At 68.0% G+C, this 18571-nt stretch carries 21 protein-coding genes and 1 tRNA gene; 11 read left to right on the forward strand and 11 right to left on the reverse strand.

The annotated features are described in order from the left end of the window. Positions 1–76 precede the first annotated feature (76 nt). Complete coding sequence (locus ACW14X_RS19635) at positions 77–1162, forward strand: DNA polymerase domain-containing protein (protein ID WP_350840838.1); 1086 nt, start codon at positions 77–79, stop codon at positions 1160–1162. Positions 1163–1361: 199 nt separating this feature from the next. On the opposite strand, the gene ACW14X_RS19640 is transcribed toward ACW14X_RS19635, so the two are convergent. The 5 genes from ACW14X_RS19640 to ACW14X_RS19660 form a co-directional block, all read right to left on the reverse strand. Next, positions 1362–1886: a hypothetical protein gene (locus ACW14X_RS19640; protein WP_160027160.1), complete on the reverse strand. Its 525-nt coding sequence runs from the start codon at positions 1884–1886 to the stop codon at positions 1362–1364. Between the two features lie 20 nt (positions 1887–1906). Further along, positions 1907–3016 (reverse strand): ATP-dependent DNA ligase, encoded by a 1110-nt coding sequence (locus tag ACW14X_RS19645; protein ID WP_457163017.1) that lies wholly within the window; start codon positions 3014–3016, stop codon positions 1907–1909. Positions 3017–3095: 79 nt separating this feature from the next. After that, positions 3096–4442, reverse strand: coding sequence for a M20/M25/M40 family metallo-hydrolase (locus ACW14X_RS19650; protein ID WP_457163018.1), 1347 nt, complete (start codon positions 4440–4442; stop codon positions 3096–3098). Between the two features lie 7 nt (positions 4443–4449). Continuing rightward, positions 4450–4893, reverse strand: a complete 444-nt coding sequence (locus tag ACW14X_RS19655) for a hypothetical protein (RefSeq protein WP_457163019.1) — start codon at positions 4891–4893, stop codon at positions 4450–4452. Beyond that, the gene (locus ACW14X_RS19660) at positions 4890–6374 is read right to left on the reverse strand and encodes an APC family permease (protein ID WP_350840846.1); all 1485 of its coding nucleotides are present in this window, start codon (positions 6372–6374) and stop codon (positions 4890–4892) included. Before ACW14X_RS19660 ends, ACW14X_RS19655 begins: the two co-directional genes overlap by 4 nt. Positions 6375–6595: 221 nt before the next feature. On the opposite strand from ACW14X_RS19660, the gene ACW14X_RS19665 reads away from it, so the two are divergent. Together ACW14X_RS19665 and ACW14X_RS19670 are read left to right on the forward strand one after the other, a co-directional pair. Next, positions 6596–6967, forward strand: coding sequence for a SpoIIAA family protein (locus tag ACW14X_RS19665; protein WP_350840848.1), 372 nt, complete (start codon positions 6596–6598; stop codon positions 6965–6967). Positions 6968–6991: 24 nt separating this feature from the next. Next, positions 6992–8113 (forward strand): aminopeptidase P family protein, encoded by a 1122-nt coding sequence (locus ACW14X_RS19670; protein ID WP_457163020.1) that lies wholly within the window; start codon positions 6992–6994, stop codon positions 8111–8113. A gap of 69 nt (positions 8114–8182) precedes the next feature. Here ACW14X_RS19670 and ACW14X_RS19675 read toward each other — a convergent pair whose 3' ends face one another. Continuing rightward, entirely contained in the window at positions 8183–8773 is a 591-nt protein-coding gene (locus tag ACW14X_RS19675) for a helix-turn-helix domain-containing protein (RefSeq protein ID WP_457163021.1), read from the reverse strand. Between ACW14X_RS19675 and ACW14X_RS19680 the strand changes: the two genes are divergently transcribed. The 3 genes from ACW14X_RS19680 to ACW14X_RS19690 are packed head-to-tail and all read left to right on the forward strand — an operon-like array spanning position 8766 to position 10695. Next, positions 8766–9131 (forward strand): hypothetical protein, encoded by a 366-nt coding sequence (locus ACW14X_RS19680; RefSeq protein ID WP_160027174.1) that lies wholly within the window; start codon positions 8766–8768, stop codon positions 9129–9131. The genes ACW14X_RS19675 and ACW14X_RS19680 overlap by 8 nt on opposite strands. Further along, on the forward strand, positions 9128–9901 hold the full coding sequence (locus tag ACW14X_RS19685) for an ABC transporter ATP-binding protein (RefSeq protein ID WP_457163022.1): 774 nt from the start codon (positions 9128–9130) through the stop codon (positions 9899–9901). Before ACW14X_RS19680 ends, ACW14X_RS19685 begins: the two co-directional genes overlap by 4 nt. Further along, entirely contained in the window at positions 9889–10695 is an 807-nt protein-coding gene (locus ACW14X_RS19690) for an ABC transporter permease (protein WP_457163023.1), read from the forward strand. Before ACW14X_RS19685 ends, ACW14X_RS19690 begins: the two co-directional genes overlap by 13 nt. Positions 10696–10726: 31 nt before the next feature. On the opposite strand, the gene ACW14X_RS19695 is transcribed toward ACW14X_RS19690, so the two are convergent. From ACW14X_RS19695 to ACW14X_RS19705, 3 genes are all read right to left on the reverse strand, one after another. Further along, a complete protein-coding gene (locus ACW14X_RS19695; protein WP_350840858.1) occupies positions 10727–11290 on the reverse strand; it encodes a DUF1269 domain-containing protein in 564 nt (187 codons plus the stop codon). Between the two features lie 104 nt (positions 11291–11394). Continuing rightward, complete coding sequence (locus ACW14X_RS19700) at positions 11395–11658, reverse strand: GlsB/YeaQ/YmgE family stress response membrane protein (RefSeq protein WP_400467502.1); 264 nt, start codon at positions 11656–11658, stop codon at positions 11395–11397. 75 nt (positions 11659–11733) lie between these two features. After that, complete coding sequence (locus ACW14X_RS19705) at positions 11734–12969, reverse strand: NADH:flavin oxidoreductase/NADH oxidase family protein (RefSeq protein ID WP_457163024.1); 1236 nt, start codon at positions 12967–12969, stop codon at positions 11734–11736. A 62-nt stretch (positions 12970–13031) separates the two neighbouring features. Here ACW14X_RS19705 and ACW14X_RS19710 point away from each other — a divergent pair, with 62 nt between their 5' ends. The 5 genes from ACW14X_RS19710 (at position 13032) to ACW14X_RS19730 (ending at position 17116) form a co-directional block, all read left to right on the forward strand. Further along, positions 13032–13610 (forward strand): TetR/AcrR family transcriptional regulator, encoded by a 579-nt coding sequence (locus ACW14X_RS19710; protein WP_350840862.1) that lies wholly within the window; start codon positions 13032–13034, stop codon positions 13608–13610. 96 nt (positions 13611–13706) lie between these two features. After that, positions 13707–14636, forward strand: a complete 930-nt coding sequence (locus tag ACW14X_RS19715) for an acetoacetate decarboxylase family protein (RefSeq protein WP_457163025.1) — start codon at positions 13707–13709, stop codon at positions 14634–14636. Positions 14637–14661: 25 nt separating this feature from the next. Beyond that, positions 14662–16254, forward strand: coding sequence for a succinic semialdehyde dehydrogenase (locus ACW14X_RS19720; protein ID WP_457163026.1), 1593 nt, complete (start codon positions 14662–14664; stop codon positions 16252–16254). Between the two features lie 28 nt (positions 16255–16282). Further along, positions 16283–16966 (forward strand): type 1 glutamine amidotransferase domain-containing protein, encoded by a 684-nt coding sequence (locus ACW14X_RS19725; RefSeq protein WP_457163027.1) that lies wholly within the window; start codon positions 16283–16285, stop codon positions 16964–16966. Positions 16967–17034: 68 nt separating this feature from the next. Then, positions 17035–17116 (forward strand) — tRNA-Gln (locus tag ACW14X_RS19730). Positions 17117–17198: 82 nt separating this feature from the next. On the opposite strand, the gene ACW14X_RS19735 is transcribed toward ACW14X_RS19730, so the two are convergent. Together ACW14X_RS19735 and ACW14X_RS19740 are read right to left on the reverse strand one after the other, a co-directional pair. Further along, positions 17199–18395, reverse strand: a complete 1197-nt coding sequence (locus ACW14X_RS19735) for a tyrosine-type recombinase/integrase (protein WP_457163028.1) — start codon at positions 18393–18395, stop codon at positions 17199–17201. Then, the gene (locus tag ACW14X_RS19740; RefSeq protein ID WP_189120686.1) at positions 18395–18571 is read right to left on the reverse strand and encodes a helix-turn-helix domain-containing protein; all 177 of its coding nucleotides are present in this window, start codon (positions 18569–18571) and stop codon (positions 18395–18397) included. The genes ACW14X_RS19735 and ACW14X_RS19740 overlap by 1 nt, the downstream gene beginning before the upstream one ends.

Raw genomic sequence — 18571 nt, forward strand, 5'->3', positions numbered from 1 at the left:
TACTGGCCAGTGAGTTGCCGATGTCGTCCGGGCGATTTCACTGGGGGAGGGGCGTGGAGCGGGCTAGGTTGGCGCCATGGCGAAGACACCGGCGGCACACGTGCAGGCAGGCGAGCGCGAGGTGCGGATCTCCAGCCCCGACCGGGTGATCTACGAGGCGACCGACCGCACCCCCGAGGTCACCAAGCTGATGGTCGCGGAGTTCTTCGCGACCGTCGGCGACCCGCTGATGCGAGCGCTGCGGGATCGCCCGACGGCTCTGGAGCGCTGGCCCGACGGCTGGCGCGAGGGCATGAAGCTGGCGACCGGCCCGACCGACAAGGAGGGTGACGGCTTCTACCAGAAGCGCACGCCCAAGGGTGCCCCCGACTATCTCGAGGAGGTCGAGATCACCTTCCCGAGCGGGCGGAAGGCGCGCGAGATCTGCCCCACCGAGATCGCGGTCCCGGTCTGGTGCGCCCAGATGGGTGCGCTCACGTTCCACCCCTGGCCCGTTCGCCGCGCTGACGTCGATCACCCCGACGAGCTGCGCATCGACCTCGACCCCCAGCCGGGCACCGACTTCGCCGACGCCGTGCGGGTCGCCGGCGTCGCCCGGGAGACCCTCGAGGAGCTCGGCCTGCGCGGTTTCGCGAAGACCAGCGGCAACCGCGGCGTACACATCTACGTACGCATCCGGCCGGAGTGGACCTTCGAGGACCTGCGTCACGCCGCGATCGGGTTCGGCCGTGAGCTGGAGCGTCGCGACGGGGGAGTGACCACCGCGTGGTGGAAGGAGGAGCGCGGGGAGCGCATCTTCGTCGACTTCAACCAGAACAACCGAGATCGGACCATCGCGAGTGCCTACTCGTTGCGTCCCAAGCCCGGCGCCCCGGTCTCCACGCCGCTCACCTGGGACGAGCTGGCCGACCTGAAGGACCCGCGCGAGCTCAACCTCTTCACCGTCCCCGACTTCCTCGCCGACGGCGACCGCTGGGCGGAGATCGACGACGAGGCGTACGACCTCACGCCGTTGCTCGAGCTCTGGGAGAAGCTGCCCGGAGGCGAGCTCAACTTCCCGCCGGACTACCCGAAGATGCCGGGAGAGCCGCCGCGGGTGCAGCCGAGCAAGAAGGTCGCGTCCCACTGGGACGAGGAGGGCAACCGGATCGGCGACGGATAGCAGAAGTGCCCGCTCAGCGCGGATCCCCCGATCGCACGAGCAGGCACTTCCTTGTCGCTGGATCCCCCCGGAACAGCGAACCCCAAGATCCTATGGGAATGCCGTCCACAACTGCCAGGTGGACCCGGTAACAGAGCGGTAACCTTCGGTGTGTCGCCGCTCACTTCTGTTGATTCGGCTGTCATCGAGACGAAACGCCTCACATGCCGGTGATTCCTTCGCCTTCGCCGGCCTGCTCGTCGAAGTTCTCGTGTTCGATCAGGTGCAGCACGGGGACGTGGAGATGGCGGCGGGCCTGGTGGGTCCAGTCGACGTGGAAGAACTCGGCGACCACGTGCGGGCGGGTCATGATGATCGCCTCGCGACCGTCGACCGCGGCGACCTTGGCGCGCAGCGCCTTGACCGGGTCCTGGACGAGTTCGCCGTGGGCGGAGGCGCCGGAGGTCTTCAGGACCTTCAGGGTCTGCTCGAGCGCCTTCTCGGCCTCCTCCTTGGCCTCCTCGCGCACTGCGTCGAGGTCGATCTCGTTCATCATCATCGCCGAGCCGAGGTATTCGGCCGCGCTGAGCGTGCCCATCGCCGACTCGATCCGGGCGGCAGCGTCCTCCAAGGGCAGCAGCACGTGGTAGACCGGGTCCTCGACTCCCTCGTGGAGGGAGTGGACCCGGGTCGCGTCGTCGAGAGTGATTGCCTGCTCGACCAGGAGAACGACGTCGTAGCTCATGGCTCCGACCCTAGCCGGATTTAACTGTGCTGTTTAGCAGGACCCCCGAGCACTTCGGACAGCTCGTACGCCACGGGTTCCTCGAGCTGCTCGTAGCCGCACGACTCCGGGTCGCGGTCGGGGCGCCAGCGCTTGAACTGAGCGGTGTGCCGGAATCGGCGTCCCTCCATGTGGTCGTAGCCCACCTCGAGCACCCGCTCCGGGCGCAGCGGGGTGAAGGACAGGTCCTTCCCCTGCGACCAGCGGCTCTGGGTGCCGGGGACCCGGTCGGGGTTGGCGGTGAGCCACTCGTTCCAGCGTCCCCACGGGTGGTCCTCGATCGGGACGACCAGCTCCTGCAGTTCCTGCCACAGCTCGGCGCGTCGCGCGGCGGTGAAGGACGCCGAGACCCCGATGTGCTGCAGTTCCGGCTGACCGTCCTCCCCGGGGGCGTACAGACCCAGCAGCAGGCTCCCGAGCAGCGGATTCTCCGGTGTGGAGGTCTTGTGCTCGCGGTAGCCGGCGACGACCACGTCAGCCGTACGCGAGTGCTTGATCTTCAGCATGGTCCGCTTGTCGGGGACATAAGGGGCATCGAGCGGCTTGGCCATCACTCCGTCCAGCCCGGCGCCCTCGAACCTGGTGAACCAGTCCTGGGCGACCTCGGGGTCGGTCGTCGTGGTGCACATGTGGACGTTGTCCGAGCTCACCTCTGCGAAGACAGCCTCCAGTGCCGCCCGCCGTTCCGTCAGCGGTTCGTCGAGGAACGACCTCTCGCCCAGCGCGAGCAGATCGAAGGCCGCGTACGCAGCGGGCGTTTCCTCCGCCAACAGGTTGATCCGCGACGCCGCCGGGTGGATCCGCTGCTGCAGCACCTCGAACTCCAGCCGGTCCCCGATCGCCACGAAGATCTCCCCGTCGAGCACGATCTTCTCCGGCAGCGCCTTCCGCAGCGCCTCGGCCACCTCGGGGAAGTAGCGGGTCAGCGGCTTCGTGTTGCGCGAGGCCAGCTCCACCTCGTCCCCGTCCTTGAACACGATGCACCGGAACCCGTCCCACTTCGGCTCGAACGCATAGCCACCGTCCGTCGGCACGCCCTTCGCGGGCTTCGCGAGCATCGGCAGGATCGGCGGCATCACAGGAAGGTCCACGTCGCTCAGCCTAAGGGCGCCGCGCGAATTTCGGATGAGGCAGAAGAAGTTGTCGATCCATCCGTCGGAGGCCGCCCGGTCAGCTCGTCGCGGCGGCGTAGCGCTGCAGGAACAGGGCCTCGGTCAGTGCCATGGTCGAGATCTCGCGCGGGTCCACGCTCTCGTTGGGTGCGTGGATCAACGCCTGCGGCTCCTCCACGCCCATCAGAATGATCTCGGCATCGGGGTAGGTGTCGGTGAACACGTTGCACAGCGGTATCGAGCCGCCCTGCCCGAGGGACGCCATCGGCTTCTCGTAGGCCTCCAGCATCGCCTTGCCCATCGCCTGGTAGGCCGGTCCGTCGATCGTGGCCCGGAACGGCGAGCCGGTGGCTTCCACCTCGATGGTGACGTGGACACCCCAGGGCGCGGCCCGGTGGAGGTGCGCTGCGAGCGCCTCCTTCGCGACGTCCGGCGCGAGCCCAGGTGGGATGCGGAGGTTCAGCCGAGCCGCGGCCTTGGGCACGATCGCCGCCGCCGAGCCGACCACGGGTGGGCAGTCGATGCCGAGCACCGTGACCGCCGGCCGGGCCCACAGCATGTCCGACACCGAACCGTCCCCGAGCAGCTGGACCCCGTCCAGCAGTCCGGCGTCGCTGCGGAACTGCTCGGGCGGGTACGGCTGGCCCTCCCAGCGTCGGGTGCTGTCAAGCCCCTCGATGGTGGTGTTGCCGGCCGAGTCCCGCAGGCCGGCCAGCATCGCGATCAGGGCTGCGAGGGCGTCCGGGGCCGCACCGCCGAACATGCCGGAGTGCACCTCCGAGGTCAGGGCCTCGACGGTGACGACCACGTTGACCATGCCACGCAGGCTGACGGTTGCCGCCGGCTGGCCGACGGCCGCATTACCGGTGTCGCAGACCAGGATCGTGTCGGCGCGGAGCAGATCCGGGTTGTCGACCACGAACGCCTCCAGGCCGCCGGTGCCCTGCTCCTCGGACCCCTCCACGACCAGCTTGAGGTTCACCGGTACGTCCTCGCCCAAGGCGCGGAGCGCCAGGAGGTGCATGAGGATGTTGCCCTTGCAGTCCGCCGTCCCGCGGCCGTACCAGCGCCCGTCCTTCGCGACCAGCTCGAACGGCGGCGTCTGCCAGGCGGCGTCGTCGAGCGGCGGCTGCACGTCGTAATGGGCGTACAGCAGCACCGTGGGCGCATCAGGTCGTGTGCACTGTCGAGAGCCCAGGACGGCGTTGCTGCCGTCCGGGGTCTCCGCCAGCCGGGCATCGTCGAATCCGAGGGCTGCGAAGTGGTCGAGCACCCACTGCGCGGCACGGCTGCACTCCTCGGGTGGGAACTGGCGCGGGTCGGCGACCGACTTGATGGCCACCAGCTCGGCCAGCTCCTCCTGCGCCTGGGGCATGAGGTCAGCGATGCGGCCCCTCAGATCCATGTCTCACTCACCCCGCCACGTCATCGGTCTCGAGGTCGTCGACGAACTCGTTGAAGTCGTCCAGCTCGTCGGGGCAGTAGATCTCGATGATCAGCTTCTGGCCCTGGAAGACCCGGCTGTCGGCGACCACCGGGCGCGCCCCGGGGCCGGTCGCCCCGTTCGAGAGCTGCGACAGCAGGATGGCGCGACTCAGTGCGTCGTTCGGGTCCTCGCAGGTCGCCCCACCGTCCTCACCCAGGACCCGCACGATCTGGTCCTTGTCCGGGGTGCGAGCGCCCGCGTCCTCGAGGGCCGCGATCAGCTCGTCGGCCTTCTCCTCGGCGTTGCGGGTCTCCCGGGCTGAGTTGAACGCGATCAGTCCGACGACGACGAGGACGCCGAGGACGACCAGGGCGGTGATGTAGATCCAGCTGCGTTCGCGCTTGCTCTGCGTTTCCATCGGGGTGCTCATGACGGGGTCACCTCCTGCGGCTCAGGCTGCTTCCAGGACGGCTTGCGGAACCGGTAGAACAGGAACGGCACGAGGAGCCCGAGCCCGAGTGCGCCGCCGCCGACGATGGCGAAGTAGAGACCGGAGCTCCCGGATGCGAACTGCGATGGCGGGATGAAGCCGACCAGGAGAGCGGCAAGGGAGGCCGCGAAGCCGATGCCGCACATCCCGACGAGCATGGGTGCGCGGTAGCCGCGCGGATGGTCGGGATGCTTACGGCGTAGCTGGATCGCGGCCACGAACATCAGCAGATACATGATCAGGTAGACCTGGGTCGTGATGACGGAGAAGATCCAGTAGGCGCTGGACACGTCCGGGATCAACGCGTACGCCAGGCCGATCACGGTGGTGATCAGCCCCTGGACGACCAGGATGTTCTGCTGCACACCGTTCTTGTTGAGCTGCTGCAGGAAGGGCGGAAGGTAGCCCTCCTGGCGTGAGATCAGCAGCAGGCCCTTCGATGGCCCGGCCAGCCAGGTCAGCATGCCGCCGAGGGAGGCGGTGACCAGCATGATGCCCACGATCGGGGTCAGCCACTGCCAGCCGAAGTTCGCGAAGACCGCGTCGAAGGCCTGCATCACGCCGGCAGTGAGGGACAGTTCCTCAGCAGGTACGACCCAGCTGATCGCCAGCGCCGGGAGGATGAAGATCGCCAGGACCAGGCCCATGGCCAGGAACATCGACTTCGGGAACTCCTTGCCCGGGTCCTTCAGGGAGGACACGTGGACCGCGTTCATCTCCATGCCCGAGTAGGAGAGGAAGTTGTTGACGATGAGCACGAGGCTCGCGAGCCCGGCCCACACCGGGAAGATGTTCTCGGAGGTCATCGGCGCCGCGGACTCGTTGCCCTGCCCGAGGAAGACGATGCCGAGAAGGACCAGTACGACGCCGGGGATCAGGGTTCCGATGATCAGGCCGCCGCTGGCGAGACCCGCGACTCCCTTGGTGCCTCGTGAGGAGATCCAGACACCGGACCAGTACACGACGATGATCACGCACGCGGTCCACACCCCGCTGCTGGCCAGCTCCGGATTGAACACGTACGCGAGGGTGCTCGCCACGAACCCCAGCAGACTCGGGTAATAGAAGATCGTCATGGCGAACTGGCACCAGACCGCCAGAAAGCCCATCGGCTTGGAGATTCCCTCCGAGACCCACTTGTAGATGCCGCCTTCCCACCCCGACGCGAGCTCCGCGGAGACCAGAGAGGTCGGCAGCAGGAACACGATGGCCGGGAGCAGGTACAAGAAGACGCAGGCCAGGCCGTAGACCGCCATCGTCGGCGCTGCCCGCAGGCTGGCGACCGAGCTCGTGGTCATCATCGCCAGCGCCACCCACGAGATCCAGGCGGTGGGCGGGATCTTGGCGCGCGTCGCCAGGTCCGCTGCGGCGTCCCCCGCGCTCACGTCGACCACCGCGACAGGGCGGGGGTTATGCACCATCCGAACATCCTCATCACTCCTTGCAAAGCGACGGCAGTTGATGGCTCAGGGTAGGAACGACACGCGCGTGGGCGGATCGTCCTCAGCGGATGAAGCAGGCGGAGAAACGCGCCCGTCCCGCCGCGAACTCTCAGGTCGACGATCGTGGATGCGCGATGGGTGGATGCCTCATCCGCGAGGGGTGATTCGTGCCTGCTCCGCTGTGGTTAGCGTCGGCTTCTATGATCAAGCTCCTGAGTGGGATGCCAGCAGGGGTTCTCGGCCTCGAGGCCATCGGTGACGTGGAGGAAGAGGACTATCGAGACGTCGTGCTGCCCGCCGTCGACGCGGCCATCGCGAAGCACGGCAAGGTCCGTCTCGTCTATGTCCTCGGTCCTGAGTTCGACGAGTACGACGACGACGCGGCCTGGGAGGACCTGAAGCTCGGTGTTCGTCACCCGACCTCGTTCGAGCGGATCGCGATCGTGACCGACGCACGCTGGGCGGGTCCGATGGTCAGAGTCTTCAGTGTCCTGTGGCCGGGGCAGGCGCGCGCGTTCCGGCTCGCTGACCTCGAGGCTGCGAAGCGTTGGGCGGCTGATGAGGCGAGCTGACAGACCACGGTGGAGGGAATCCGGATGAGTGACGCCACGCCGATCACGGCCAAGGACTACGCGGCCCGGATGAGCCGGGCCGTGGCCGACGCGACTGATGCGGGGCTGGACGGGCTCCTCGTCACGCCCGGCCCCGACCTGATCTGGCTCACCGGCTACCAGCCCACGGCCATCACCGAGAGGTTGACGGTGCTCATCCTCACTCCTGGTCAGCAGCCGACCCTGCTGGTACCGACCCTGGAGCGGCCGGATGCCGAGGGTGCCGTGGGTGCACCGGGCCTCCAGATCGTCGACTGGGCGGACGGTGAGGATCCGTTCGCGCGAGCGAGCACCTTGATCCCCTCGCACGCGACGATGGGAATCGCCGACTCCGCCTGGGCGATGCACCTGCTCGGGCTGCAGAGCGCGTTGCCCGCATCCTCCTACCGGTCGCTGACGCAGGCCCTCCCCATGCTGCGGGCGGTGAAGGACGCCAACGAGCTCGCCCGGCTGGCAGCCGCCGGGGCCGCCGCGGACGCGGTCTACGAGCAGATCCTCGGAGTCCGGTTCGCCGGCCGGAAGGAGACGGAGGTGGCTGCCGACCTGGCCCGCCTGCTGCGGGAGTCCGGTCACGAGCAGGTCGACTTCACGGTGGTCGGCTCGGGCCCCAACGGCGCCAACCCTCACCACGAGGCCGGCGACCGCACCATCGAGGTCGGTGATGCTGTCGTCCTCGACTTCGGTGGGCTGATGTACGGCTACGGCTCGGACACCAGCCGTACGGTGTGCGTGGGCGAACCTTCCGCTCTGATCCGCGAGGTCCACGAAGTTGTCCGCGCAGCGCAGCAGGCAGGCTTCGAAGCGGTCCGCCCAGGCGTCGCCTGCCAGGAGATCGACCGGGCCGCTCGACAGGTGATCACCGACGCCGGGTACGGCGAGCGGTTCATCCACCGCACCGGCCACGGCATCGGCACCACGACCCATGAACCGCCGTACATGATCGAGGGCGAAGAGCAGCCGCTGGTGCCGGGGATGTGCTTCTCGGTCGAGCCCGGCATCTACCTCCCCGGAGAGTTCGGGGTCCGCATCGAGGACATCGTCACGGTCACCGAGGAGGGCGGCAGACGTCTGAACAACACCGAGCGTGACCTGAAGGTCGTCGGCTGAGGCTCAGGATCTTCGTTGACGAGTGCGATCGCGGCGTAGCACCCCATCGTGTCGTTGGGACGTACGGCGCTACTCGGTCGGCAGGAGCACCGTGGACAGCATCACGCGCTGCTTCCCGGTCGTCTCGCCGACGTACGGGGCGATGAGATCGTTGAATCCTTGCTGGATCCGCACGAGGTCCTCCTCGTCGACGTACAGCGCGCCCGTGCCGAACCCGAGGTGGCTGCGGGTCACCTCGCCGAGAGCGAGTGAACCCTCGAACGTACGAAGCAGCTCGCCGATGAAGGCGAGGAAGCCCGCTTGGATCTGCTCGTCGGAGAGCGTCGCCAGCTCGGCTTTCTCGACGTGAGCCATCCGCTCGCCCAGCGTGTAGGTGCGCTCGACCGTGCCGCGCACCCGCCGCTCCGACGCCACGGCGAGGAAGCCGGCCTCGACGAGCGTGGCGATGTGTCGATACAGCGTGGCCTGAGGGACATCTGTCAGCAGGTCCCGGAGTTGGGCGGTGGTCAGATCGCGACCCCCCACCGCCTGCAGGACCCGCAGTCGTACGGGGTGGGCAACGACCTCAGAGATATTGCCTTGCGGCGGCATCTGACTCCCATTATTCTCATTCTTAGAATGTTCCTGATCTGAGTATATTCTAGGAGATGAGATGACCATCCTCAATGTCCAGGACAGCGTGCTGACGCTGACCTTTCCTGGCTGGGAGCGGCTGATGGCCGGCCGCGCGGGATACTCCGTCGCGGTCGGTGCCGTCGAGTCGGTGGAGGTGCTGTCGGGATGGAGTTCCGAGGTCCTGGGCTGGCGCTCGGGTCTGGTCATCTCGGGGTTCCGCAAGCTGGGCACCTTTCGGCATCCCGACGGCACCCGCAGGCTGGTCTCGATGACGCGTGGGCTGCCCCTGCTGCGGATCCGGTTGCGTGACCGGGAGGTCGGTGCCGGCTTCGACGAGCTGCTGGTCAGCACTCCGGAGGCCGTTGAGCTGGCCGCGGCGCTCGACACTCTGGCTCGGTCATGAGTGCCGCTGTGGCCGCGGGTGTCGCGGCGAAGGGGAGCGGGGTGCTGTCCGGCCCCACACTGCGGGCCGAAGGTCTGGCCAAGTCCTTCGGGCCGGTGCCGGCGCTGACCCGGGTCGATCTGGTCGCTCTGCCGGGGCGGGTGACCGGCTTCATCGGGCCGAACGGCGCGGGCAAGAGCACGACCTTGCGTATCCTCACCGGACTCGCCCGTGCGGATCAGGGCACCGCGACTATCGATGGGGTGCCCTACGGCGCGTTGAGCTCTCCGTCCCGGGTCCTGGGCGTCGTCGGCGATCTGGCCGGGGCCCATCCGGGGATGACCGCTCGCGGGCACCTGCAGACTCAGGCCGCCCTGATCGGTGTGCCCGGCGCTCGGGTCGAGCACGTGCTCGAGGAGACCGGCCTGAGCTCGGTGTCGCGCCGACGAGTCCGCGGCTTCTCGACCGGGATGCGCCAGCGGCTGGCGTTGGCGACGGCTCTGTTGGGCCGACCGTCCGGGCTGATCCTCGATGAGCCGACCAACGGCCTGGACCCTTCGGGCATCGTGTGGCTGCGCCGTCTGCTGCGAGCCTTCGCCGATGCCGGCGGGACGGTGCTGGTGTCCAGTCATGTGCTCACCGAGCTGCAACAGGTCATCGACGATCTGGTGCTCGTCGAGGGCGGCCGCACGCGCTGGTCCGGTGCTCTGAGCGACTTCACCGGTGAGCACGCCTCGCTCGAGGAGGCCTACCTGAGCATGATCGAGGAGGAGATGGCATGCGACAGCTGAAGGACGCGATCCGAGGTGAGGTGGTCCGGCTGACCAGGACCCGGCTGCCCCTGTGGACGCTGGCGGCCGCGATGGCGTGCGGTGGCCTGCTCACCGCTCTCGTCGCCCTGACCGGTCCGGAGAACACCACCCCGCCGATGCCTGGGCTGGACACGGTCGACGGCGTCTCCGGTGTCCTGGGCCTTCTCGGCGTCGCCCTCTTCGTACCTGCGCTGATCGGCACCGTGGCGATCACCGGCGAATACCGGCATCGCACCGTAGCCACCACCTTCCTCGCGATCCCGAATCGAGGCCGGGTGCTGGTGGCCAAGCTGATCGCCTACGCGGGCCTCGGCCTGGCGTACGGGCTGGTCCTGGCGTTCTCCGCGGTCGCCGGGATCTATGCAGGGACCTTCGCGTACGGGATCGAGCCGGGGCTCGGGCTCGGTGCCATTCTCGGCACCGCGGCGAGGTACGGCGCCGCCGCAGCCATCTACATGCTGCTGGGTGTCGGCATCGGAGCTGTCGCGCGCCACCAGATGCTCGCGATCGGGATCGCCTTGGGGTACTTCTATCTCGTGGACAACCTGATGATGATTCTCCCGGGAGCCAACAACGTCTATCCGTTCCTTCCGGGTGGAGCCACGTCCGCGCTCACCGGGTCGACCGCGCTCTTGGAGATGATCGCGGCCGAGGCCGGTGTGAACGGCCCCGTCGTCCAGACGCCGCTGGTGGGTGCGCTCGTGCTTCTCGGCTATGCCCTGGCCTCCTCGGCCCTGGCTGCGGCCGTGTCCCTGCGCCGCGACGTCGCCTGATCGCCGGGTCGGATGCTCCGCCGCCCTGCGCTCAGGCGTGTGCGCCCTGGATCTCCTTGGCCGCGGCCTTGATGTCCTCTGCCTCGACCTTCGCGACGGTGGACTCGACGATGGTCTCCGCCCGCTCGAGGGCCTTGCGGATCTTGACCTCGCCGGGGTCTGAGACCAGGGCGAGCAGGCCGGAGTGTCCTGGTGTGATCGCATTCTCGAGCTTCTGCTCGAGCTCGTGGTTGTGGTGGCGCTGCCGCAGCTTCCCGACGAAGGCTCCAGCGCCGCCGGCCACGGCCGCGCTGCCGAGGATCGACGGCGGGAAGATCACGCCGAGCGCGACGCCGCCGACGACGCCCCACTTGAGTCCTGACTTCGTGCTGTGGTCGGTTGCCTTCTGGATCTCCAGCTTGCCCTCGGCCGATCGCCTGACCACGATGACGCCCTCGATCTCGACGGTGCGGCCGTTCTCGGCCGACTTGAGGGCCTCATACGCCTCCCACGCCATGTCGGTGTTGCTGAAGTCCGCGATGATGAGGGTGTAGGCGCCGTCCGACACGGAGGCCGCGCTCACCTCGACATCGGGCGTGTTGGTCTCGTCTGACATGACATCCGCTCCTTGGTGGTTGAGCTTCCACTCTCGAACGGTCATGGCTCGGCGGCATCACCCGTAGCGGGTGGCGTGGGCGCGCTGCTCGGAGGATCCGATGATCACTGGCTCTGACGCGACCGGCGCCAGAACCCCCACGCCCACGTGAGAAGCAGGGCTCCAAGGAACGACCCGACCAACCCGGTCGGGTGGAGATCCAGGCCGTTGCCGGTCGCGAGGCTGAGCCCCAGGCCACCGACGAAGGAGCCCAGCAAGCCCGTCACCGCCGCCGTGGTCCAATCGATCTCCTTCATCGACCGACCGAGAACGAGCTGTGCCAGGCCGCCTGCCACGATGCCGAACAGGATGATCGCGATGATGAGCATATTGGCAACCTACCGCATCCAAACGCTCTCTATCCGGCGTTGAACGACACTGCTCGACGGGTCAGGCAGGGCGGGTCAGGCGGTGCGGGTCTGGAGCCACGTACGGTAGCGGCGCAGGGCGCGGCGTTGGAGGAAGGTCTCCTTGGCAAGGGCGAGCTTGGGATCCATGCCGGGGCGGGTGCGGCGGCCGGCGCCGAGACGGCGCAGCTGCTGGCGTACGCGGGCCATGCTCGCAGCCGAGGCGACGGCCTTGTCCTCGATCCGGACCGGCGCCAGGTCGACGCGTGCCTCGGCGTCGTGGCGCCACGTGTTCGGCAGGTCGGGGTCGACCGCCAGGGCGCTGCCCATGCCGACCAGGTCGACGCCGCCGGCGAGGACCTCCTCGGCGACGGGACGCCGGACGATTCCACCGGTCAGCATCAGAGGCAGCGGGCTGGTCCGGGCCAGGTCCTCGGCGAGGGTCAGGAAGTACGCCTCGCGGGCCTGGGTCCGCTGGTCCTTGGCCTGGCCGGTCATGGCCGGGGCCTCGTAGCTGCCACCGGAGAGCTCCACGATGTCGACGCCCAGGGGTGCCAGCATCTCGATGACCGCCTTGGCGTCCTCGGCGTCGAATCCACCGCGCTGGAAGTCGGCGGAGTTGAGCTTGACCGCGACGGCGAAGCCGGGGGAGACCACTGCGCGTACGGCCCGGACGACGTCGAGCAGGAGGCGGGCCCGGTTGGCCAGGTCGCCGCCCCACCGGTCGGTGCGCTGGTTGGCCAGGGGCGAGAGGAACTGGGAGAGCAGGTAGCCGTGGGCGGCGTGGATCTCGACGCCGTCGAACCCGGCCTCCTCGGCTCGGCGGGCGGTCTCGGCGAACCGCGCGACGGTCTCCTCGATCTGCGTCGTGGTCATCTCGACGGGTTGGGCGAACCGCTTGGTGTTCTTGCCGAGGTCGACGCGTACGGCCGAGGGACCCCAGGCGACGCCGGGCATGTTCGCGCCCACCTGGCGCCCGGGGTGGTTGATCTGCATCCACACCTGCGAACCCCCGCTCTTCGCGGCGGTCGCCCACTCCCGGAACGGGGCCAGCGGCGACTCGGCGTCGAGAACGACACCCCCGGGTCCGGTGAGCGCCTCCGCGTGGACCATGACGTTGCCGGTGATGATCAGACCGACCCCGCCCTGGCTCCAGCGGCGGTAGAGCCGGACGAGAGAGGCGTCCGGGAGCTGACCGGCCGCGGCCATGTTCTCCTCCATGGCGGCCTTGGCCAGCCGGTTCGGGAGCACGGAGCCGTTGGGAAGGGCGAACTGCTCGAATACGGATGACATGAACTGCTCCTGAGTGCGGTATGTTTACGGTGCTCACATGAGCGTAGAAAGGGATGTAAGCAGTGTCAACTTCTGAGAAGAGTGGCTATCATCACGGCGATCTCCGGGCCTCGCTCCTGACGGCCGCGATGCGGATGCTCGAAGAGGGTGAGCCGTTCTCGTTGCGTGCGCTCGCGCGCGAGGCGGGGGTCTCGCCGACGGCGCCCTACCGCCACTTCAAGGACCGCGACGCCCTGGAGTCCGCGCTGGCGGCACAGGGGCTGCGCGACCTGAAGGTCGATCTGACCGAAGGCCGTGAGCTTCCGGCCTCTGCTGCTGATCTGGGCGAGCTCGCCGTCGCGTACGTCGAGTTCGCCCTGCGTCGTCCGGCGCTGTTCCGGGTGATGTTCGGCAACGCGTGCGACACGGGCAGTGCGGAGCGGGTCGAGGCTGCTGCCGAGATCCACGACCTGCTCGCCGCGGCCATGACGCGGGTCTTCCCGGATGTCGATGCCGATGCGCTCGCGTCGGCCGGCTGGGCGCTGGCGCACGGGATGGCCTACCTCTACATGGACGGCAAGCTTCAGGCGGACTCGACCGAGGAGATCGGGGATCGGGTTCGGGCTGCGTTCGCCGCGATCCTCGCCGCGCGCGCCGACTAGCAGGGAGTGGCGGCCGCCACTCCGGCCAGTGTTGACGGTGCTTACATTGCTGCGTAGGCTCTTCATGTAAGCGTTGCTAACATTGAGGAGATCCTGATGGCTGCCACCGAACAACAGCCCGGACAGCAGACCGTGACCGCGCGGCTGGGTGAGCGTACGGTCGAGGTGCCCCGCGGTGGGCTCTACGACCGCTACCGGATGAACCCCGATCTCGACGAGATCGCCCGCGACCCACGGGTCAGCGGCGTCGACTTCTTCCGTCGCCTCTCCAAGACCCAGGTCGACTCACCGATCGGACCTACGTACACGCCGAACTTCTACTACCGGATGTCCTCGGCCCGGCTGACCATGCTGGCCCGCTCCTCGGCGATCCGAGCCCGCCTGCCCGAGGAGCTCGAGCCGCTGGAGCTCGTCCCGGGCATCGGCCTCGCCTCGGTCATCTTCTTTCGCTACGACATCGCCGACATCGACTTCTACACCGAGGCCGCGGTGGGCGTCGCGGTCCGGCCCGCGCGGCACGGACGGCTCGGATTCCTCGACCTCGTCACCGACCTGAAGAACGACCACCTGCACTCGTACGTCTTCTCCCTGCCGGTCAACACCGACATCGCGCAGGTGCGTGGTCACGACGGCTACGGCTTCCCGAAATGGGTAACCGAGCTCGACGTGGACATCGACACCTCGACCAGCACCGCCCGGGTCGCCAACGCGACCGGCGGGGTCGATGTCGCCTTCTCCGCGCCCACGCCGGCGCAGACCACCTTCCGCTCGGGTGAGCGGGTCTCGTCGCTGACGTCCTACACCGAGCTCGGCGGCCGCTGGCAGTCGACGCTCAACCAGACCAACATCCTCGCCGCCGGCAGCGCGACCCTGCCGCGCGGTGTCGAGCTCCAGCTCGGCGAGGGCCGCATGTCCGACGACATCCGCGCCCTCGAGCCGATGCGTACGCTCCGCCTCGACGTCGCCACCGAGGCCCAGGCCGCCCTCCACATGCCCGTGCCGATCTCGGTCCGGGCCACCGCCTAGCGCTTCGACCACCTGGAGATCCGACATGTCCATCGATCACGCTGCCGCCCCGGTTCGCGGGGCAGGCCTTCCCGCCACCATCACGCCCGCGCTGCTGAACCGGCTCGCGAGCCAGGTCACCGCGGCTCCGGGAGCCGCCACGGTCACCACCACCGCTCCGTACACGGGCGAGCCCCTCGCCGAGCTCCCGTCTTCCACCTCCCAGGATGTGGAGGCGGCCTTCGAGCGGGCCCGCGCCGCGCAGGTCGGCTGGGCCGCCACCCCGATCAGCGAGCGCAAGCGGATCTTCCTCCGCTTCCACGACCTCGTCCTGGAGAGGCAGGAGCAGGGCCTGGACCTGATGCAGGCCGAGAACGGCAAGACCCGCCGCGATGCGTTCCTCGAGATCATGGACATCGCGATCACGGCCCGCTACTACGCCCGCAGCGTGGAGAGGCTCCTCGACCCGAAGCGCCGCAAGGGTGCGCTTCCGCTGCTCACCCACACCACCGAGCTGCACCACCCCAAGGGCGTGGTCACGGTCATCTCGCCGTGGAACTACCCGCTCTCGATGGCGGCCGGCGATGCGATCCCCGCCCTGCTGGCCGGCAATGCCGTGGTCCAGAAGCCCGATACCCAGACCGCCGTCACCGCGCTGTGGGCACTGGACCTGCTGAAGGAGGCCGGTCTGCCGGCCGATGTGTGGCAGATGGTCATCGGGCGCGGCAGTGTCCTGGGTGACCCGCTTCTGGCCAACGGCGACTACGTGATGTTCACCGGCTCCACCGCCAGCGGCCGCCACATCGCGCAGCAGGCGGGCGCGCGCCTGATCGGTGCCTCCCTCGAGCTCGGTGGCAAGAATCCGATGATCGTCCTCCCGGACGCCGACATCGATCGGACTGTCAAGGGTGCCATCGCCGCGAGCTTCCCCTCTGCCGGCCAGCTGTGCGTCTCGATCGAGCGGATGTACGTCCCCGACCAGATCTACGACGAGTTCGTCTCCCGGTTCGCGGCCAGGACGAAGGAGCTCCGGATCGGCGCGGCGTACGACTACAGCATCGATGTCGGCAGCCTGACGACCACCTCGCAGCTCGAGACCGTCTCCACCCACGTCGAGGACGCCGTCGCGAAGGGCGCGACGCTGCTCGCCGGCGGGACGCCGCGCCCTGACCTCGGGCCGCTGTTCTACGAGCCGACGATCCTCGCCGACGTCACCCCGGAGATGACCCTGTTCGAGCACGAGACCTTCGGCCCGGTCGTCTCGATCTACCGCTACACCGAGATCGACGACGCGGTCAGGATGGCCAACTCCACGGCGTACGGACTCAACGCCAGCGTCTGGACTCGCGACGGCGCACGTGGGCGGGCCGTCGCGGCTCGTATCCACGCCGGCACGGTCAACGTCAACGAGGCCTTCGCCGCGGCCTGGGGCAGCATCGACGCCCCGATGGGCGGGATGGGCGACTCCGGACTCGGCCGTCGTCACGGCGCCGACGGGCTGCTCAAGTACACCGAGGCCCAGACCGTCGCTCACGAGCGAATTCAGGGATTCACCCCGCCGAGCGCGATCAACCACGATCAGTGGTCCCGGATCCTTACGCTCGCACTGAAGACCCTACGAAGGACCGGCGTCCGGTGAGCCGGGCCCGCACGAAGGAGACCAGGGCATGACCAAGCGCATCCTGAACGTCGTCACCAACGTCGGTCACTACGACGACCCGTCGCATCCGACCGGTCTGTGGCTCTCCGAGCTCACCCACGCCTGGGACGCCTTCGAGGAGCACGGCTTCGAGCAGACTCTCGTCAGCCCCGCCGGGGGAGCGGTGCCGCTCGAGCCGCGGGCGCTGAAGTTCCCCAGCTACGACAAGACCGCCAAGGCCTGGCGGGCTTCGTCGGAGCGGATGGGGCTGCTGGAGAACACGCTGGCACCTGAGGATGTCGACTCCGCCGACTACGACGCCATCTACTTCACCGGCGGACATGCGGTCATGTACGACTTCCCCGACAGCGAGGGGCTCCAGCGCATCACCCGCGAGATCTTCGAGCGCGGCGGCATCGTCTCTTCCGTCTGCCACGGCTACTGCGGTCTGCTCAACACCCGTCTCTCCGACGGCTCCTACCTCATCGCCGGCCGCAAGATGACGGGCTTCGCGTGGCAGGAGGAGGTCCTCGCTCGCGTCGACAAGCTCGTGCCGTACAACGCCGAGGAGGAGGCCAAGAAGCGCGGCGCGCTCTATGAGAAGGCCAAGCTCCCGTTCGTCTCGTACGCGGTCGTCGACGGCAACCTCGTCACCGGCCAGAACCCTGGCTCGGCCAAGGAGACGGCTCAGAAGGTCGCCGACCTCCTCTGACTCGCAGCGTCAGTGCGCGGGGCAGGGGCGCTGCCGTCTACAGTTGTCCCGTGCGTTTCGGCGTACGTTCCCCGGTTGGTCTGCCGGCAGGGCCCGCCTGACTTTGAATCAGGACTAGCGACGTAGGTTCGACTCCTACCCGGGGAGCCATTCTTGAGCGTGAATCGCCCCGTCTGGCGGGGGAGCGAGGTGCCGGAACCGGCCCGCTTGCTAACGCCGTTGCTAACACGCATCACTGATTCCCGTCCTCGTTGTCGTCCTCGTCGTCCTCGAGGAAGATGTCTGCAAACGTCTGAGCAGCGCTCGCGCCCTGGTCGCTCAGAACGTGCGCGTAGACGCGGAGGGTCATCGAGGGATCGCGGTGCCCGAGACGAGCAGCGACGACGTGAACCGGCACACCGGCTTTCAGCAGCAACGTCGCGTGGACGTGGCGGAGGTCGTGGAGACGGATCGACGGAAGCGGGTTCTGCGAGGTGTGAAGGCCCTTGATGACGCGGCGCATAATCTCGCCGGGAAGGTCAGTCCGCAGCGGCGTACCCATCTCCATCCGGAACACCCGGTCGTTGTCCGGCCAGGAGGCCCCGACCAGTTCGCGCTCCTTCTCCTGGCGCTCCTTGTGGGATCGGAGAACGGCCACGGTTCCAGCATCGATGCTGACGCGGCGAGCACGGCCGGTCTTGGTTCCTCCGTCGACGCGGTGGCCACGAACGATCGCCGTTGAGCCCCGGATCCAGATGTGCGGGTCTGAGCCGTCGAGGACGACGTTCGACCACTGGAGATAGAAGAGCTCGCCTCGTCGAGCGCCGGTGTAGGCCGCGACCCGGAAGAACGGCCCGAGCCGATCAGCCGCTACAGCGTCGAGGAACCGGGCTAGTTGCTTGGCGTCCCAGATGTCATGCACTGCGGTCACCCCTTGTGACTTAGGGCGCTTGGCCTTGAGCGCCGGGTTGCTGGCCAGGATCTGATCTGTGTTGACGGCATCGTTGAGTGCTTTCCGGAGGACCGAATGCACGTAGTTGACCGTCCGAGGAGACAGCGGGCCACCGTCCTTTCCGCCCTCCCGCAGGAGGTAGGCGTAGAAGGTGCTCAGGGTCGCGGGCTTCACCGACTGGAGGCGCATCTTGCCGAGGCGGGGAACGATGTAGCGCGCGATCATCAGCCGGTAGTCCTCAGCCGTCTTCGGTCGGATCTCCATCCGGTGCGCTTCGAGCCACTGAGCCAGGTACTCCTCAACGGTCGTCGACTTCCGGTGTACGAACTCACCACGACGAGCAGCAACACGCGCCTCATCGCGAGCGTCCTTGGCCTCATCGGCAGTGGCAAAGCCGCCCTTCCACTTCGGCTTGCTGACGCCGTTGGCATCCGTCACCCGGATGACGTAGGACCACGTGTTTCCACGCTTGACGATGCCGTCCTTCACCTTCCCCATCAGGCGGCCCTCAGACCCTCGACGTACTGCACCACGTCCGAGCCACGGACGCGACGGATGCCATCGATCTTCACCGAGGGCAAGTGTCCGACCCGCACCAGTTCGTACGTCTTCGACCGGCTGAGGCTGAGGTAAAACGCAACCTCGCTGATCCGGTAGAGCAACTTCTCATCCAT

The sequence above is a fragment of the Nocardioides sp. YJ-D4 genome, from assembly GCF_054031495.1.

What these genes read in the sequence shown, in the direction of transcription:
- ACW14X_RS19635 (WP_350840838.1), top strand. Translation starts at nt 77, where the DNA reads ATGGCGAAGACACCGGCGGCACACGTGCAGGCAGGCGAGCGCGAGGTG.
- ACW14X_RS19640 (WP_160027160.1), bottom strand. Translation starts at nt 1,886, where the DNA reads ATGAGCTACGACGTCGTTCTCCTGGTCGAGCAGGCAATCACTCTCGAC.
- ACW14X_RS19650 (WP_457163018.1), bottom strand. Translation starts at nt 4,442, where the DNA reads ATGGATCTGAGGGGCCGCATCGCTGACCTCATGCCCCAGGCGCAGGAG.
- ACW14X_RS19655 (WP_457163019.1), bottom strand. Translation starts at nt 4,893, where the DNA reads ATGAGCACCCCGATGGAAACGCAGAGCAAGCGCGAACGCAGCTGGATC.
- ACW14X_RS19660 (WP_350840846.1), bottom strand. Translation starts at nt 6,374, where the DNA reads ATGGTGCATAACCCCCGCCCTGTCGCGGTGGTCGACGTGAGCGCGGGG.
- ACW14X_RS19665 (WP_350840848.1), top strand. Translation starts at nt 6,596, where the DNA reads ATGATCAAGCTCCTGAGTGGGATGCCAGCAGGGGTTCTCGGCCTCGAG.
- ACW14X_RS19670 (WP_457163020.1), top strand. Translation starts at nt 6,992, where the DNA reads ATGAGTGACGCCACGCCGATCACGGCCAAGGACTACGCGGCCCGGATG.
- ACW14X_RS19680 (WP_160027174.1), top strand. Translation starts at nt 8,766, where the DNA reads ATGACCATCCTCAATGTCCAGGACAGCGTGCTGACGCTGACCTTTCCT.
- ACW14X_RS19675 (WP_457163021.1), bottom strand. Translation starts at nt 8,773, where the DNA reads ATGGTCATCTCATCTCCTAGAATATACTCAGATCAGGAACATTCTAAG.
- ACW14X_RS19685 (WP_457163022.1), top strand. Translation starts at nt 9,128, where the DNA reads ATGAGTGCCGCTGTGGCCGCGGGTGTCGCGGCGAAGGGGAGCGGGGTG.
- ACW14X_RS19690 (WP_457163023.1), top strand. Translation starts at nt 9,889, where the DNA reads ATGCGACAGCTGAAGGACGCGATCCGAGGTGAGGTGGTCCGGCTGACC.
- ACW14X_RS19695 (WP_350840858.1), bottom strand. Translation starts at nt 11,290, where the DNA reads ATGTCAGACGAGACCAACACGCCCGATGTCGAGGTGAGCGCGGCCTCC.
- ACW14X_RS19700 (WP_400467502.1), bottom strand. Translation starts at nt 11,658, where the DNA reads ATGCTCATCATCGCGATCATCCTGTTCGGCATCGTGGCAGGCGGCCTG.
- ACW14X_RS19705 (WP_457163024.1), bottom strand. Translation starts at nt 12,969, where the DNA reads ATGTCATCCGTATTCGAGCAGTTCGCCCTTCCCAACGGCTCCGTGCTC.
- ACW14X_RS19715 (WP_457163025.1), top strand. Translation starts at nt 13,707, where the DNA reads ATGGCTGCCACCGAACAACAGCCCGGACAGCAGACCGTGACCGCGCGG.
- ACW14X_RS19720 (WP_457163026.1), top strand. Translation starts at nt 14,662, where the DNA reads ATGTCCATCGATCACGCTGCCGCCCCGGTTCGCGGGGCAGGCCTTCCC.
- ACW14X_RS19725 (WP_457163027.1), top strand. Translation starts at nt 16,283, where the DNA reads ATGACCAAGCGCATCCTGAACGTCGTCACCAACGTCGGTCACTACGAC.
- ACW14X_RS19735 (WP_457163028.1), bottom strand. Translation starts at nt 18,395, where the DNA reads ATGGGGAAGGTGAAGGACGGCATCGTCAAGCGTGGAAACACGTGGTCC.
- ACW14X_RS19740 (WP_189120686.1), bottom strand. Translation starts at nt 18,571, where the DNA reads ATGGATGAGAAGTTGCTCTACCGGATCAGCGAGGTTGCGTTTTACCTC.